Raw genomic sequence first — 14,638 nt, 5'->3', positions numbered from 1 at the left:
TCGTCCGACCCGAGTACGACCCCGGATCCGGTGCGCGACCCCTGGCGGGCCGCGATGCGGCTCGCCCTGGACGAGGCCGGGCAGGCGGTCCGGGGTGGAGACGTCCCCGTCGGCGCGGTCGTCCTCGCCGCCGACGGTACGACCGTGCTCGCCGCCGGGCACAACGAACGCGAGGCCACCGGCGACCCGACCGCGCACGCCGAGGTCCTCGCCATCCGGCGCGCGGCCGCAGTGCTGGGCGCCTGGCGACTGACCGACTGCACCCTTGTGGTCACCCTGGAACCCTGCACGATGTGCGCGGGCGCGATCGTCCAGTCCCGGGTGGACCGCGTCGTCTACGGCGCCCGCGACGACAAGGCCGGCGCGGCCGGCTCCCTCTGGGACGTCGTACGCGACCGCCGCCTCAACCACCGCCCCGAGGTCATCGAGGGCGTGCTGGCGGAGGAGTGCGCGGCGCTGCTCACCGACTTCTTCCGGGCCCGCTGAATACCAATTTCTGAGCACGCCCCACCTTGCTGTAAGGTCTCCCTCGGTAGCGTGTCCGAGCGGCCGAAGGAGCTCGCCTCGAAAGCGAGTGTGGCGCAAGTCACCGAGGGTTCAAATCCCTCCGCTACCGCTCGTAACCGAGGGGCCCGGTCCACTGGACCGGGCCCCTCGTGCTTTGCCCAGCGGTGTCAGCTGCGCTCCCTCCCTGCCGACAGTAGCGGCCGCAGGGCGATCAGCGCCCCGACGACGAACACGGCGGTGGCCAAGTAGATGGGGCCGAGATGGCCGAGGGTGTCCAGGCCGTACGGGTAGTGGGCGGGCAGTGCGACGGCCAGACCGAGCACGGGGACCGCGATGGCGGTGACATAAGCCCACAGGAGTCCGCGGCGGACGCCGAACCAGGCAAGCGCCGCAGTGGCGAGTCCGGCTGCCGCGATGAAGCCGGACACCGCGATGTGCAGGTGTGAGATGTAGTGGTACAGCTCGGGACTGAACGCCTGGATGTCGGATCGGCCGACATCCACCTCGCCGGGGCCGATGCCCAGTTCCAGGAACGAGCCGGTGAAGTTGCGGACGAAGAAGATCACCGCATATCCGACGAATGCCAGACCGGCGAGCGCCATGAGCGCGGATCCCAGTCGGAGCGTTCCCGGGCTCCCGGCGGTGCCGACCGCGCCCCTCCGATGCGTGACGGTGGTCATGGGGTGCCTCCTTGGTCGACCGGCGATACCGGTGTTCTCGACTGTTCTCGACCATGAAGACGACGCGGGCAAATGAAGTTATTGCAATGTGGCAAAACGCAATAAAATCGGCGTAAGGAACCGTCTGTGTGGTGTGGTGGGCGTGCAAGTCACCCAGGCCGACCAGAGGGAAGACTTCCGCCGACTGGTGCGGGCAGAGCTTCCCCGGCTCTACGCGATCGCCCGATCCCTGGTCGGTGCTGACGCCGAGGACGCGGTGCAGGACTGCATGGTGAAGGCGTTCGAATGCCTCGACCAGCTCCGCGATCCGGCGGCGGCTGCCGCGTGGCTGCGGAGCATCCTCGTCAACTGCTGCCGTGACCGCGGCCGGGCCCGGGCCAGGCAGCCGGTCGCGGTGGACTTCGAGGAGGTGGAGGACTTCTCTCTCTACCGGAAGATCGCCTACGAAGATCCGTTCCCCTACTCGGACAGCCTCCACCTGGACTTCCTTCAGGGATTCGGACCGGAGGACGTGCGCGCCGTGCTGCTACGGCTCCCCGAGATCTACCGGGTTGCGCTCGTCCTGGTCTACATGCACGGCTTTCTGGCCAAGGAAGCGGCGGCGATCCTCCGGGTGCCGCTGGGGACCGTGCTCGCCCGCCTGCACCGGGGCCGCAAGCTCTTCGAGAAGCAGATGTGGGACTACGCGGAGGAGAACGGACTGCTGAAGGAGGGCGTGCGTTGATCACTTGTTCCGAGGCGGTGCGGGAGCTGTGGGAGTACCTCGACGCCACGGTCGATCAGGCGGACCGCGAGGCGGTGGAAGAGCACCTGTCCCGGTGCCGGCGCTGCTGCGGCGAGCTCGAATTCGCCGTCGAGCTCCGCAGACTCCTGCTCGGCACGAGCCGTGAGGACATCCCCGCAGACGTCCTGCGGCGCCTGAACGAGACCCTGGGGGAGCTGGGCTGATGAGCCGCGACCTGATGTACAGCGGCGAGGTGAAGCAGCTGGTCCGGGACGCCTACCGCAACGTCCCGGCGTCCACGGCCGCCGTGGCCCACAAGCTCTACACCCCCGAGGAACTGGCCGAGGTCCCCCAGGCCGCCATCGACCGGGCCCTCGGTGTCGCCGACCACCTCCGCTTCACCGTCGTCCACCCCGGTGAAACCGTCCTCGACATCGGCTGCGGAGGTGGCATCGACACCATCCTCGCCGCCCGCCGCACCGGCCCGACCGGCCGCGTCATCGCCCTCGACTTCCTCCCCGAGATGCTCCAGCGCACCGCCGACGCCGCGGCCGACGCCATTCTGACGAACGTCGAACCCCTGGAAGGCGAGATGGAGGCCATCCCGCTCCCGGACGACACGGTGGATCTGATCATCTCCAACGGCGTCATCAACCTCTCCCCCCGCAAAGCCCGCGTGATGGCCGAATGCGCACGCGTCCTGCATCCCGGTGGCAGACTCTGCGTCGCCGACCTCACCGTCGGCCAGGACGAACTTCCACCGCAGATCCTCACCCAGCCCGCCGCCTGGGCCGGCTGTGTGGCCGGCGCTCTGTCCGAAGCAGACTTCGTACACAAGCTCGACCGGGCTGGATTCCGGGACATCCACGTGCCGTACCGCCACCCCATGAGCGTCGACGACTGCGCGCTGTACCCCCTGTTCAGCGCAGAGGTGATCCACCTCATGAAGAAACTGATCCCACCGGACCAGCAGCAGGCTGTGGCAGTCTCGGTGGTTGTCCGAGCACACCTTCCGGGGACACAGACCGACTGCTGAAGCCAGCTTGACCCAGCCCCACGACGACGGCCAGACCGGCCCAGCCCAGTCCTAGCCCACCCGGACGTCCTTCTCCACCGTCACCTGGTCGATGTCCGTCGTCCGGACCGTGATCTTCATGGTCCAGGTGCCGGGCAGCGGGAGCCGGAGCTTGTCCGTGCCCCAGTAGCCGCCCCGGTTCTCCAGCTCCGCGTCGATGGGGCCGACGTCCTGGGCGCGCAGGGTGAAGGTGAGGCGCAGTTCGGGGACGGTGACGATGCCGCCGTCGGGGCCGAAGACGACGGCCTGCACCTGGTTCTGGCCCACGCGCCCCGGGGCGAGGTCGAGCTGGACCTTTCCCTGGCCGTTGGGGGTGCCCACGTCGAAGGGCACCACGCTGCTGGAGGCAGTGGACCCACCTGCGTCGGCGGCCGTCGTCTGCGCGGCGGCGGACTCGGTGGCGGCGCGGCCCGGGAGGGTGATGGTGAGAAGGGTCGTGATCACCAGGACCAGTACGCCCGTCATGAACTCGGCGAAGACAGAGCGGCGGAGGGCTCGGCGGTGGTGGTCGTGACCGTCGTGGTCGACGGGGGGCCGGTCGTGGGCCGGCGCTTCCGGCGCTTCCGCCGTTTCCGCCGACCCGCCCACCGTCTCCAGCACCCGCGCCTCGGCCGCCACCCGCGCCGGTTCACCCGCCGCCCAGCGCCGCGTCCACCGGCGCGAGAAGGCCGCCGCCGCCAGCAGCAGCGCCACCGCGGCCAGCTTGGCCAGCAGGATGCGGCCGTACGTCGTGCCGGTGAGCGCCTCCCAGGAGCCGAGGCCCCGCCAGGACTGGTAGACGCCGGTCACCGTGAGGACGATCACCGAGGCGGAGGCCAGCCGGGAGAACCGGGTGACGGTGGCGAGCGTGAGGTCGTGCGGGGCGCGGTAGAGGACGGTGAGCAGGGCCGTGAGGCCGCCCAGCCAGACCGCCATGGCCAGCAGGTGCAGCACGGCCGACGTCATCGCCACCGGCACCTGGATACCGGCGGAGGCGTGCTCGGAGGCCGCCCAGGTGACGGCCAGCGCGACGGAGAGCGCGACGCCGGGTGCGGGGTGAGTGGTACGGCGGTCTGAGCGTCGTACGAGGAAGAAGGCCGCCGTCAGGAGGGCCAGCCGGGCCAGTAGTGCCAGCCCCGGCCGGGTGGTGAGCGTGGCGCTCAGGACGGTCGGGTCGAGCGCGTCCGTGAGGCCCGTGCCGCGTTCATACGGGCCGCGCAGGAGCAGCAGGGCGGCCGTGGAGGTCACGAGGGTCAGCCAGGCGGCGGGGAGGAGTTTGCGCAGGGCGTCGGTGGGGCCGCGCAGGACGGCGGACATGAAGACGGCGACGCCGATGAGCAGAGCCAGGCCGCCGTACGCGGCATAGCGGGCGATGTTGTAGAGCGACGCGGTCGCCGGGTCCTCGGTCGGGGCGGTCACCGCGGCGGTCGTCGCCGACGGTTCGCCGACCGAGAAGATGAACGCGCCCGAGACCGGGTGACTGTCCGCCGAGACGACCCGCCACGCCACGGTGTACGTACCGTCCGGCAGGTCGGCGGGGAGGCTGACCCGGACGGTGTCGGCGCTGTCGCCCGCGTGGGCGGCCTCGCCGGTGTCGACCGGGCGGTTCTTGGGGTCGATCACGCGGACCGAGTCGTCGAGCAGGCCGACGGACTCGGTGAAGGTCAGGGTGAGCTGGCGGGGGGCGGAGTCGAGGACGGATCCGTCGCGGGGATCGGTGCCGCTGAGTCCGGCGTGGGCCGACGCGGGGGCCGCGCCACCGAGGAGGAGCAGGACCAGCACGGCGACCAGCAGCACCAGCCGCCGAAGTCGCCGGAGCCGGAGCCGGAGCCGGAGCCAGAGGCGGAGCCGGAGGCGGAGTCGGAGGCGGAGTCGGAGGCGGAGCGGTCCGGGTCGTCGGGACGCGCCGTCGTCGCCGCCCTCGTCGCCGGGCCGTGCTCCGCCATCGCGCATCCCCATCGCCGCTCCGTCGTCGGATCTGCTTCCGGAATACGTACGGATGCGAAGCCCGGCGTACTCACCCCAGGCCGGTCTCACCATGTCGGACGCGCCGAGACACCCCCGTCCACCACCAGATCGTGCCCCGACACCCAGGACGCCAGCGGCGAGGCCAGGAACACGCACGCGTCCCCGACATCCTCCGCCCGCCCCAACCGCCCGAGCGGCACCGCCCGCTGCCAGCGCTCCACGCCCTCCGGCCAGGCCTCCGCCAGCCCCTCCCGGTCGATCAGCCCGGGCGAGACGGTGTTGACGCGGATCCCGTACCGCCCGTACTCCAGCGCGGCCGACCGGGCGTGCATCACCACCGCCGCCTTGGAGGCGCAGTAGTGCGCGTGCGCCGGTGCCGGTGCGCTCGCCTCGATGGAGGCGATGTGCGTCACCGAACCCCCTTCGCCCCGTTCCCGCATGACCTCCACGGCCGCCTGTGTGCAGGCGAACACGCTGGTCAGGTTGGTGTCCACGACCGTCCGCCAGTCGGACGCGGTCATCCCGGCGAGTTCCTGCACCGGCTGCACGGCGGCGTTGTTGACCAGCGCGGTCAGCCGCCCGTCGCCCCACTCGGCGGCCTCGCGCACCACGCGCCGACAGGCGTCCTCGTCGGTCAGATCGGCCTGCAGTACGACGGCCCGTCCGCCCAAGTCCTCGACCAGCGACGCCACTTCACGCGCCGACTCCACCGACGTACGGCAGTGCAGCGCGACCGCCGCGCCCTGCTCCGCGAACCGCAGGGCGATGCCCCGGCCGATCCCGCCGCCCGCGCCCGTGACGAGGGCGACCTGGCCCTCCAGCAACCTCATGTCCGTCACAGCAACCTCATGGCCGACACAGTTCCACGATCCGGTCGGCCCGGTCCGGATAGCGGGCGGTCAACTCGGCGGCGTCACCGTGCTCGTACCCCTCGAAGGTGAACCCGGGCGCCATCGTGCAGCCGAAGAACGTCCAGGAGCCGCCCTCGACGACCCGCCCGCCCATCCAGGTGCCGGCCGGCACGGTGAACTGCGGGTGCTGGCCGCCGAGCACGTCCGGTCCGAGGACGGCCGTGCGGGTGGTGCCGTCGGGGGCGAGGAGCAGCAGCTCCAGCGGGTCGCCGAGGTAGAAGTGCCAGACCTCGTCGGTGGGCAGGCGGTGCAGGGCGGAGTAGTCGTCCCGTCGGAGCAGGGCGACGATGGCGGTGCCCTCCGGACGTCCGTCGGGGCGGTCCGGCCCGGCCCAGGTCTGCCGGAACAGGCCGCCCTCGCGCGGGATCGGCTCCATGGCGTAGTGCGCGACGAGGTCTTCTGGAGTCACGCGGGGAAGGCTACCGCCCTGGGCAGGAACGCGAGTTGAGCGTGCTTCTCGGGCAGGTGCACGTCGGGGAGGTTCACCTCCGGCAGTACGACCTTCGGCCCCGCCACGAACCCCTGCCGCAGGAAGCGGTCGATCGCCTTCTCGTTGCGCACGTCCGGGTCGACCACAACCCGCTGCCGGTCGAGCGTGACCAGCACGTACGCGGCCAGTACGGCGATCAGGGCCGCCGTCCAGCCACCCCGTGCGCCGCCCTCGCCCGCCGGGGCGAGCAGCAGGTGCACGCCGATGTCGCCGGGCTGGACGTCGTAGCACTCGCTGACCCGGTCCGCCTCCGGCTCGTAGGTCTGGAGCAGGGCGGCCGGTACGCCGTCCGTCACCACCAGGTACGCGTGGTGGGTGTCGAGGGTGTCCATGTGGGCGTAAATGCCGGCCACGTCGTCCTGGGTGAGCCCGTTCATGCCCCAGAAGGCGGCCCGCTCCTGGCTCACCCAGCCGTGGACCACCTCGGCGTCGCCCTTCGCGTCGAGGGGCAGCACGCGTACGGTGCCGAAGCCGTCGACCACCTGTTCGTGGACGGCGGTGCGGTCGGCGTACGGGTCAGTCATCGTCGGTCTCCTTAGTCAGGCGGGCCCAGTCGGTGACGACCGGGACGAGGTCTCCCCTGGTCCACAGCGGGAGTTGGTCGCGGTGATGCGCCGAGCCGGGCACGCCGGACGCGCCGAGCGGCACCACCCACAGGCTGTGCTCACGCCGGGCCAGGTCCCACACATACCGGGCGGCCGGGCCGCGCGCTGCGAGGTCGGTGAGGCCGGGGACGGCCGAGGTGCACAGCACGCAGTCGTGGTCGCCGGACAGGGCCGGTTCGTCGTACGTCTTCGTGGCGTACGACGTGCTGGGCAGCGCCCGCCAGGGGGCGAGGCGGTGGGTGTCGCCCCAGGTGCCCGGTGTACCCGCCGCCTCTTTCAGGGCCACCTCCTCCAGCGCCGCCCGGACGATCGCCGGGCGGTCGATGCCGTACAGGTCCTGGACCCTCAGCAGGTTCTCCAGGGCGAACGCGATCCGTGCGGTGAGACCCAGCCAGGGCAGGAGGACCTCCGGGTAGGCGGGCGGCTCGGTGAGCTTTGTGAACGCCGGGTGGGCGGCGAGTCGGCGGACGACGGCGCTGCGCACGGCGGCGTACGCGGCGGCCTCCTCGCTCGTGGCGTCCATGCGATGGTCCCAGCGCAACAGCCGTTCGCGCAGTGCGGCGGCCCCGGGGGCCAGGTCGTCGAGGGCGGCGAGGAGGTCGAGGAGGGGCGCGGCGGAGGCGAGGTGGGTGTCCATGTGGATCGTGGGCATGTCGGCCGCCGACCACTGGTCCTTCTCGTTCAGCAGCGCGGCGATCCGGTCGGCGCGGTGCGGCGGGGCGAACTCGACGCCGAGCGGGGTGGACGGGCCGCGCTGGTTGGCCATCACCGCTATGCCGCCGGTCAGGCCCGCGCGGGGCATCTCGTGCCAGCCGCGCCACTCGTGGCCGGGCTCCCAGGCGGGAACCAGCCGGACCCGGTTGGCCTCGGCCCGCACCGGCACCCGGCCCGCCACCCGGTGCAGGGTGCCGCCCTCGGTGTCGGCGGCCTGCACGACGTTGACCGGCTCCACCCAGGTGTCGAAGGCGCGGTCGACGTCGGCGACCGTGCGGGCCCGCAGCAGCGGGAGCAGCGTGGCGAAGCCGACGTCGGCGGTGACGCGGGGCGGGTAGCGCAGGCTCAGTGCCAGGGGCGTACCGTCGTCGAGGCCCTCCGGCCCCCCGGCGATCACCGGCCCCCGTTCGGTCTCGATGACCTCGACCGGCACCGGCTCGGCACCGCGCACCTCGACGAACTCGGTGTCGCGGTACGCCCGTTCCCATCGCCCGTCCGGGCCGAGCGCCTCCACGCCCGCGCCGGTGCGCCGCAACCGCTCCCGGTAGAGGTCCTGGTAGTCGGCCATGGCGTTGGTGATGGCCCAGGCGACCGTGCCGGTGTGGCCGAAGTGGGCGATGCCGGGGACGCCGGGCACGGCGAGGCCGACGACGTCGAACTCCGGGCAGCACAGCCGTATCTGCTGGTACACGCCCGGCTCCTCGATGAACCGGTGCGGATCACCGGCGATCACGGCCTGCCCGGTGACGGTCCGCTCCCCGGCGACCAGCCAGCCGTTGCTGCCGGAGGTGCCGGGACCGTCCGTGGCGAACAGCGCCACCGCCTCAGGCCCCAGCTGCCGTATCACCTCCTCCCGCCAGAGCTTCGCCGGGAAGCCCGCGAAGAGGATGTGCGTGGCGAGCCAGACGGCGAGCGGGGTCCACGGCTCCCAGCGGCCGGGGGCCAGCCCGGTCTCGGCGAACTCGGGCGTACGGCGGGCGCCTTCCGTCAGACCCTCGTTGACCCCGTCGACGTAGGCCCGGACCCAGTCGGCCGTGACGGGGTCCAGGGCCTCGAAGGAACGTTTCGCTGTGTCCGCCAACCGCGCCCGTCTCGCCAGAACATCCCAGGCCACGGCGGACGTACCGAGGAAGGAGGCGGACGTACCATCGGCCCGATGGCGCTCGACCTCCAACTGCCAGGCGCGGTCGAGGGCGGTGACCCGGCCCTGGGCGCGGGCGAGTTCGCGGGCGTCGGTGGCGCGCAGGTGCGGGATGCCCCAGGCGTCGCGGTGGATCTCGATGGTCACCTGGTCATCACCCTGTCATCCCTATGTGCTTTAGGTTAGGCTTCCCTAAGTTGGTGTGGCGGAATGGTACGCGAAATGTGAAGGAGCGCCATGGGGCAGGGGCACGGTTGGCAGGGCACGGTCCTGAAGCTGATGGGCGCGAAGGACTTCGTCCTCACCGTGACGGGCGCCGAGGACGTCACGCCGGAGTACCGGCGGCTGCACTTCACCGACGGCGGCCTGCTCACGGCCTACGCGGTCCACCCCACGATGTGGGTCAGGCTGTGGTTCGACAACGCGGGCAAGCCGCACCAGCGGGCGTACACGCTGGTCGACCCGGACCCGGAGGCCGGTACGTTCAGCCTGGAGTTCGCACTCCACGAGGGGTGCGCCAGTGACTGGGCGCGGGCGGCGAAGGCAGGGGACACGATCGAGGCGACGGTCCAGGGCACGGGCTTCCAGCATCCCCGGCCCGAGCCCTCACACGTCTTCGCGATCGCCGACCCGGCCTCGCTGCCCGCGCTCAACTCCCTCCTCGACGCCCTCGGTCCGGCCCCGGCGACGATCTGGTTCGAGGGCGAGCTGGACGGCCTGCCGTGCCGCGCGGACACATCCCGGCACGAGATACGCCAGGTACCGCGCCCCGGCCTGGTGGACGCCGTACGGGCGGCGCTGCCCGCCCAGCTGACGGCGACGCCGAACCCGTACGTCTGGATCGCCTGCGACACCGTGACGACGCGGACGCTGGCGTCGTATGTGCGCAAGGAGCTGTCCGTGCCGAAGGAGCGCATGCACGCGCTGGGGTACTGGCGGGCGACCTGACGCTCGGCGCGGTGGCACTCCTGCCTCATGGGCGGGGGTTGGGCTGCTCCGGGTCGGGTTGCCGTGAGCCGGTGCCGGGATTGCTCGAGCTGGGTGCCGCTGAGCTGGAGACGCCCGCCTACCACGCCCCGAACCGGTGGATGGTCGACCGCAGCAGTATGACGATCGGCTTCCCGCGCGGCGACGATCCCTCGTCCGGGACGTGGCAGACGCTCAACTACACGGCGGATCAGGGGAAACCTCGGCTGATCGTGCCCGTGTAGCTGCCGTGCTGAAGGCGCTGCGGCACCGGCGCGGCCTGTCGCTCGCCGGTGTCGCCCGTGCGCTCATCGCCCTGGCCGGGGAACTGCATCAGCCGCCGCTGCCGTCGGTGGCGAGCGTGCAGCGGTCCGTTGCCCGCTGGGAGTCCCCGAAGAGCCCGACGCTGCCCGACGAGCGGTACCAGCTGCTCCTCGCCCACCTCTACGCGCGCACGCCCGCCGGCGATCTCTCCCTCGGCGCGGGCTCCGACTTCGCCGAGTACCTGCATGCCCTCGGCCTGCTCGGGGAGAGTGAGCGGCGGACGGCGGAGCTGCGCGGCCTCGTCCTCCGCGCCGCCACTGACGCGGGCGGCGGCCTGCTCGCTCTGCTCTCCCCGACCGTTCAGGCGGGGCTCACCGCGGCCCTGGAGGATCCGAGTCGGACCGCGGAGGAGGCCATAGCCGGGCTGGCGTCCGTGGTGGCGGACGTCAACGCGGAGGTCGGGAGCCTGCCCATGGTGCGGCTGCAACTGCTGCTCGCCCCCGCGGTCGAAACGTGCCGACGCCTGCTCGCCGGTCCTGTCCCCGATCCGCTCGTTCCCAAGCTCCGGGGGGTCGCCGTAGCGGCGGCGACGCCGGCCGGCCGACTGGCTTTCGAGACCCGCGACGACACCGCGTCCGGCGCCCTGTACGAGGAGGCGACGCGTACGGCGGAACGACTGGCGCAGCCCTGGCGGAAGGCCAACGTGCACATGAGTCACGCGCTGGTCACGCTGTACTCGACACAGGGCATCGATCAGGCATGGCGCCTGGTCGACCACGCCGTACGCGCGGCCCGCTCCGGGGAGAGCACGCTGGTACGCGCGCGGGCGCACGCGCTGCAAGCGGAGATCGCCGCACGGGCCGGGCACGGGCGGCAGGCACGGGCCGCGCTCGGGCTGGCCTGGTACGACATCGAGGCGGACCACGCCGAAGACCCGGCGCCCTTCTCGTTCTCGTCGGGCCATCTGCGCGGTTTCGAGGGGGTGTGCGAGCTGTATGCCGGTGACCCCTCCGCGGCGCACGACCGGTTCGCCCGGTCTGCGGAGATGCTGTCGGCACCGAGGGAGCAGGTGCAGCGGGCCATCGTCACCACTGACCAGGCGCTCGCCCGGATCCGGCAGGAGCTGCGGGCGTGGCGGCGGGAGGACTGGGTGGCCGACCTCGACGACCACCTCATGGACGTCCTGGGCTCCTGATGGGCCTCGGGTGCCCCGACACGGTTTGACCTTGTTGGTTTCTGTGACAACTCCTGTCGGTTATCCCCGCCACACCCGATTGTGACGGTTACGTTTCAACAAACAGTGACGTCCGCCCTTGACGTATGACCAGACATGCGGCTGTTATTACGCCACCCTCGTGTTCGGTCAGGTTGATTTCTGATTGGTTTCGACCAATTTCGGGCCGGACCCCTGTTCCCACCAGGAGCCGTCATGCACAGAACTCCCTCCGGTCTCACCCTCCCGAGCCCGAGCCGCCGTACCCTCCTGCGCGGCGTGGGCGGCGCAGCCGTTCTCGGTGCCGGCATACCCCTGCTGAGCGCCTGCGGGGGCAGTGGAACCGCCGCCGACCCGAAGACCGTCACGCTCGGCTCCAAGGCGTCCGACCCGGTGCCGAAGAAGGCGTTCGCCGACATCTACGCGGCCTTCACCAAGGAGTCCGGGCTCACGGTCGACGTGAACACCAAGGACTCGAACACCTTCCAGGAGCAGATCAACTCCTACCTCCAGGGCACGCCGGACGACGTGTTCACCTGGTTCGCCGGCTACCGGATGCAGTTCTTCGCGGCCAAGGGCCTCGCCACCCCGATCGACGACGTGTGGGAGAAGATCGGGGGCAACTTCCCCGAGGCGATGAAGGCGCTCAGCAAGGGCGAGGACGGCAAGTACTACCTCGTGCCGCTCTACACGTACCCCTGGGCCGTCTTCTACCGGAAGAGCGTCTTCCAGGAGAAGGGGTACGAAGTCCCCACCACCTGGGACGACTTCATCGCCCTGTGCAAGCAGATGCAGAAGGACAAGCTCGTCCCGATCGCCTTCGGCGACAAGGACGCCTGGCCCGCGCTCGGCACCTTCGACCAGATCAACTTCCGTGCCAACGGCTACGACTTCCACGTCGAGCTGATGGCGGGCAAGGCCTCCTGGACCGACGCCAAGGTCCGCAAGGCCTTCGACCTGTGGACCGAGATCCTCCCCTACCACCAGGAGGGCGCCGTCGGCCGCACCTGGCAGGACGCCGCCCAGACCCTGGCCTCCAAGAAGGCCGGCATGTATCTGATGGGCTCGTTCGTCGCCCAGCAGTTCACCGACAAGGCCGCCCTGGACGACCTCGACTTCTTCGCCTTCCCGGAGATCGACCCGGCCTACGGCCAGGACACCGTCGAGGCGCCGACCGACGGCTTCATGATGAGCAAGAGCCCGAAGAACAAGGCGGGTTCGCTCAAGCTCATGGAGTACCTGGGCACGCCGGCCGCCGAGGAGATCTACCTCAAGTCGGACCCGAGCGTCGTCGCCGCCTCCACCAAGGCCGACACCGCCTCGTACACGCCCCTTCAGAAGAAGGCGTACGACATGATCGCGGACGCCAAGAACCTCACCCAGTTCATGGACCGCGACAGCCGCCCGGACTTCACCTCCACGGTGATGCAGCCCGCGCTGCAGAAGTTCGTCCGCGACCCCAAGAGTGTCGACAGCCTGCTCTCGTCCATCGAGCGCCAGAAGAAGACGATCTTCGCGTCCTCATGACCACGAACATCACCAAGGAGAACCCGGAGGCGGCCGCCGTGCCGCCTCCGGGCGCTGCCCCCGCCAAGAAGCAGAAGGTGCCCACGGGCCACCGCCGCCTGCTCACCCGTCGCGACCGGCTCACGCTGGGCCTGATGGCGACCCTGCCGACGATCCTGCACATCGCCCTGGTGTGGGTGACCGCGCTCGCCTCCATCGCGCTCGCCTTCACCACCTGGGACGGCATCGGCTTCGACTCGATCCACTGGGTCGGCCTGCAGAACTTCAAGGAACTGTTCGAGCAGAACCCGCAGTTCTGGCCGGCCGTGCAGCACAACGTCATCTGGTTCGTCGTGCTGATCGTGATCCCGACGCCGCTCGGCCTGTTCCTGGCCGTTCAGCTGGACAAGAAGATCCGCTTCAGCCGCGTCTACCAGACCGCGTTCTTCCTGCCGGTCGTGCTGTCCATGGCCGTCATCGGTTTCGTCTGGCAGCTCGTCTACAACCCCGACACCGGCCTGATCAACAGCATCATCGGGGCCAACGAGCCCGGCAAGTACATCGACTGGATCGGCGACCCGGACCTCAACCTCTGGGCGATCCTCGTCGCCGCCTCCTGGCGCCACACCGGCTACATGATGATCCTCTACCTGGCCGGCCTGAAGGGCGTCGACCCCTCCCTGCGCGAGGCCTCCGCGATCGACGGCGCCAACGAGTGGCAGACGTTCAAGAACGTCGTCTTCCCGGCGCTGCGCCCGACCAACACGATCGTCCTGGTCGTCACCATCATCGAGGCGCTGCGCGCCTTCGACCTCGTCTACGTCTTCAACGGCGGCGCCGAGGGCACCGAGCTGCTGTCCATCCTGGTGACCACCAACATCATCGGTGAGTCCAGCCGTATCGGATACGGCTCCGCGATCGCGGTCGTCCTGCTGCTGATCTCGCTCGTCGTGATCGTTCCCTACCTGGTGAGCACCTTCCGGAAGGAGCGGCGCGCATGAGCACCATCGCTGTGAAGAGGCGCGCGCCGGTCCGCCCGGGCCGTGTCCTGCTGCACGTCGTCCTCGCCACCATGGCGCTGGCCTGGCTGGCCCCGCTGCTCTGGGCGATCTACGCGGCCCTGCGGCCGTACGCCGAGACCAGCGAGAAGGGGTACGTGTCCCTCCCGGACACGCTCAACTTCGACAACTTCACCAACGCGTTCACGCAGTCGGACATGACGCACTACTTCGTGAACACGCTGGTGATCGCCGTCCCGGCGGTGCTGCTGACCCTGTTCCTGTCGTCGATGGTGGCCTTCTACGTCAGCCGCTTCGACTTCCGGGTCAACCTGGCCCTGCTGCTGGTCTTCACGGCCGGCAACCTGCTGCCCCAGCAGGTCATCATCACCCCGCTGTACCGGCTGTACCTCCTGGTGGACCTGCCCGGCATCACGATGAGCGGCAAGCTGTACGACTCCGCTCTCGGGCTCGTGCTCATCCACGTGGCGTTCCAGTCCGGCTTCTGCGCGTTCGTGCTGGCCAACTACATGAAGATGCTCCCGCACGAGCTGACCGAGGCCGCGCTGGTCGACGGCGCGTCGGTGTGGCGGCTGTACTGGCAGATCACCCTGCCGCTGTGCAAGCCGGCGATGGCGGCGCTGGCCACCCTGCTGTCCATCTGGATCTACAACGACTTCTTCTGGGCCCTGGTCCTGATCTCCACCGGCGAGAACATGCCGATCACCTCGGCGTTGAACAACCTCTCCGGCCAGTACTTCACCGACCCCAACCTGGTCGCCGCCGGCGCCCTGCTCACCGCGATCCCGACGCTGATCGTCTACTTCCTGCTCCAGCGGCAGTTCGTCAGCGGCCTCACGCTCGGCGCCAACAAGGGCTGACACCGACCTCAACAGG

General features: G+C 70.4%; 16 protein-coding genes and 1 tRNA gene. 11 read left to right on the top strand and 6 right to left on the bottom strand.

Going from position 1 to position 14,638, the window contains the following annotated elements; translation table 11 throughout:
- Window positions 1-54: 54 nt before the first annotated feature.
- Both tadA and SSP24_RS30980 read left to right on the top strand, forming a co-directional pair.
- On the top strand, window positions 55-486 hold the full coding sequence (gene tadA, locus SSP24_RS30985) for a tRNA adenosine(34) deaminase TadA (RefSeq protein WP_229866119.1): 432 nt from the start codon (window positions 55-57) through the stop codon (window positions 484-486).
- A gap of 45 nt (window positions 487-531) precedes the next feature.
- Window positions 532-616, top strand: a tRNA-Ser gene (locus SSP24_RS30980).
- 58 nt (window positions 617-674) lie between these two features.
- Here SSP24_RS30980 and SSP24_RS30975 read toward each other — a convergent pair.
- Window positions 675-1,187 (bottom strand): hypothetical protein, encoded by a 513-nt coding sequence (locus SSP24_RS30975; RefSeq protein ID WP_141313285.1) that lies wholly within the window; start codon window positions 1,185-1,187, stop codon window positions 675-677.
- Between the two features lie 142 nt (window positions 1,188-1,329).
- Between SSP24_RS30975 and SSP24_RS30970 the strand changes: the two genes are divergently transcribed.
- The 3 genes from SSP24_RS30970 to SSP24_RS30960 are packed head-to-tail and all read left to right on the top strand — an operon-like array spanning window position 1,330 to window position 2,947.
- Window positions 1,330-1,911: an RNA polymerase sigma factor gene (locus SSP24_RS30970; RefSeq protein ID WP_141313284.1), complete on the top strand. Its 582-nt coding sequence runs from the start codon at window positions 1,330-1,332 to the stop codon at window positions 1,909-1,911.
- Complete coding sequence (locus tag SSP24_RS30965) at window positions 1,908-2,135, top strand: zf-HC2 domain-containing protein (RefSeq protein ID WP_141313283.1); 228 nt, start codon at window positions 1,908-1,910, stop codon at window positions 2,133-2,135. The genes SSP24_RS30970 and SSP24_RS30965 overlap by 4 nt, the downstream gene beginning before the upstream one ends.
- Entirely contained in the window at window positions 2,135-2,947 is an 813-nt protein-coding gene (locus SSP24_RS30960; protein ID WP_141313282.1) for a methyltransferase domain-containing protein, read from the top strand. The genes SSP24_RS30965 and SSP24_RS30960 overlap by 1 nt, the downstream gene beginning before the upstream one ends.
- Window positions 2,948-2,998: 51 nt before the next feature.
- On the opposite strand, the gene SSP24_RS30955 is transcribed toward SSP24_RS30960, so the two are convergent.
- From SSP24_RS30955 to SSP24_RS30935, 5 genes are all read right to left on the bottom strand, one after another.
- Window positions 2,999-4,924 carry a copper resistance CopC/CopD family protein gene (locus SSP24_RS30955; protein ID WP_229866086.1) on the bottom strand — a complete coding sequence of 642 codons (1,926 nt, stop codon included), beginning with the start codon at window positions 4,922-4,924 and terminating at the stop codon, window positions 2,999-3,001.
- Between the two features lie 74 nt (window positions 4,925-4,998).
- Window positions 4,999-5,763 (bottom strand): SDR family NAD(P)-dependent oxidoreductase, encoded by a 765-nt coding sequence (locus tag SSP24_RS30950; protein WP_141313281.1) that lies wholly within the window; start codon window positions 5,761-5,763, stop codon window positions 4,999-5,001.
- A gap of 16 nt (window positions 5,764-5,779) precedes the next feature.
- Window positions 5,780-6,253 (bottom strand): cupin domain-containing protein, encoded by a 474-nt coding sequence (locus SSP24_RS30945; RefSeq protein ID WP_141313280.1) that lies wholly within the window; start codon window positions 6,251-6,253, stop codon window positions 5,780-5,782.
- Entirely contained in the window at window positions 6,250-6,858 is a 609-nt protein-coding gene (locus SSP24_RS30940) for a GNAT family N-acetyltransferase (RefSeq protein WP_141313279.1), read from the bottom strand. The genes SSP24_RS30945 and SSP24_RS30940 overlap by 4 nt, the downstream gene beginning before the upstream one ends.
- The gene (locus SSP24_RS30935) at window positions 6,851-8,941 is read right to left on the bottom strand and encodes a penicillin acylase family protein (RefSeq protein WP_141313278.1); all 2,091 of its coding nucleotides are present in this window, start codon (window positions 8,939-8,941) and stop codon (window positions 6,851-6,853) included. The genes SSP24_RS30940 and SSP24_RS30935 overlap by 8 nt, the downstream gene beginning before the upstream one ends.
- Before the next feature lie 90 nt (window positions 8,942-9,031).
- On the opposite strand from SSP24_RS30935, the gene SSP24_RS30930 reads away from it, so the two are divergent.
- The 6 genes from SSP24_RS30930 (at window position 9,032) to SSP24_RS30905 (ending at window position 14,622) form a co-directional block, all read left to right on the top strand.
- A complete protein-coding gene (locus tag SSP24_RS30930) occupies window positions 9,032-9,742 on the top strand; it encodes a siderophore-interacting protein (protein ID WP_141313277.1) in 711 nt (236 codons plus the stop codon).
- Window positions 9,743-9,813: 71 nt separating this feature from the next.
- Complete coding sequence (locus SSP24_RS30925) at window positions 9,814-10,005, top strand: hypothetical protein (RefSeq protein WP_174864748.1); 192 nt, start codon at window positions 9,814-9,816, stop codon at window positions 10,003-10,005.
- A gap of 5 nt (window positions 10,006-10,010) precedes the next feature.
- A complete protein-coding gene (locus tag SSP24_RS30920; protein WP_229866088.1) occupies window positions 10,011-11,219 on the top strand; it encodes an NsdA family TPR-like regulatory protein in 1,209 nt (402 codons plus the stop codon).
- Between the two features lie 234 nt (window positions 11,220-11,453).
- On the top strand, window positions 11,454-12,764 hold the full coding sequence (locus SSP24_RS30915; protein WP_141313276.1) for an ABC transporter substrate-binding protein: 1,311 nt from the start codon (window positions 11,454-11,456) through the stop codon (window positions 12,762-12,764).
- Complete coding sequence (locus SSP24_RS30910; protein ID WP_141313275.1) at window positions 12,761-13,744, top strand: carbohydrate ABC transporter permease; 984 nt, start codon at window positions 12,761-12,763, stop codon at window positions 13,742-13,744. Before SSP24_RS30915 ends, SSP24_RS30910 begins: the two co-directional genes overlap by 4 nt.
- Window positions 13,741-14,622, top strand: coding sequence for a carbohydrate ABC transporter permease (locus tag SSP24_RS30905; protein WP_141313274.1), 882 nt, complete (start codon window positions 13,741-13,743; stop codon window positions 14,620-14,622). The genes SSP24_RS30910 and SSP24_RS30905 overlap by 4 nt, the downstream gene beginning before the upstream one ends.
- Window positions 14,623-14,638 lie beyond the last annotated feature (16 nt).

Origin of the sequence: Streptomyces spinoverrucosus (assembly GCF_006539505.1) — a bacterium.
GTDB lineage: Bacteria > Actinomycetota > Actinomycetes > Streptomycetales > Streptomycetaceae > Streptomyces > Streptomyces spinoverrucosus.
Note: the sequence above shows the minus strand (reverse complement) of the source record. Positions and strands in the feature narration are given on the sequence as shown.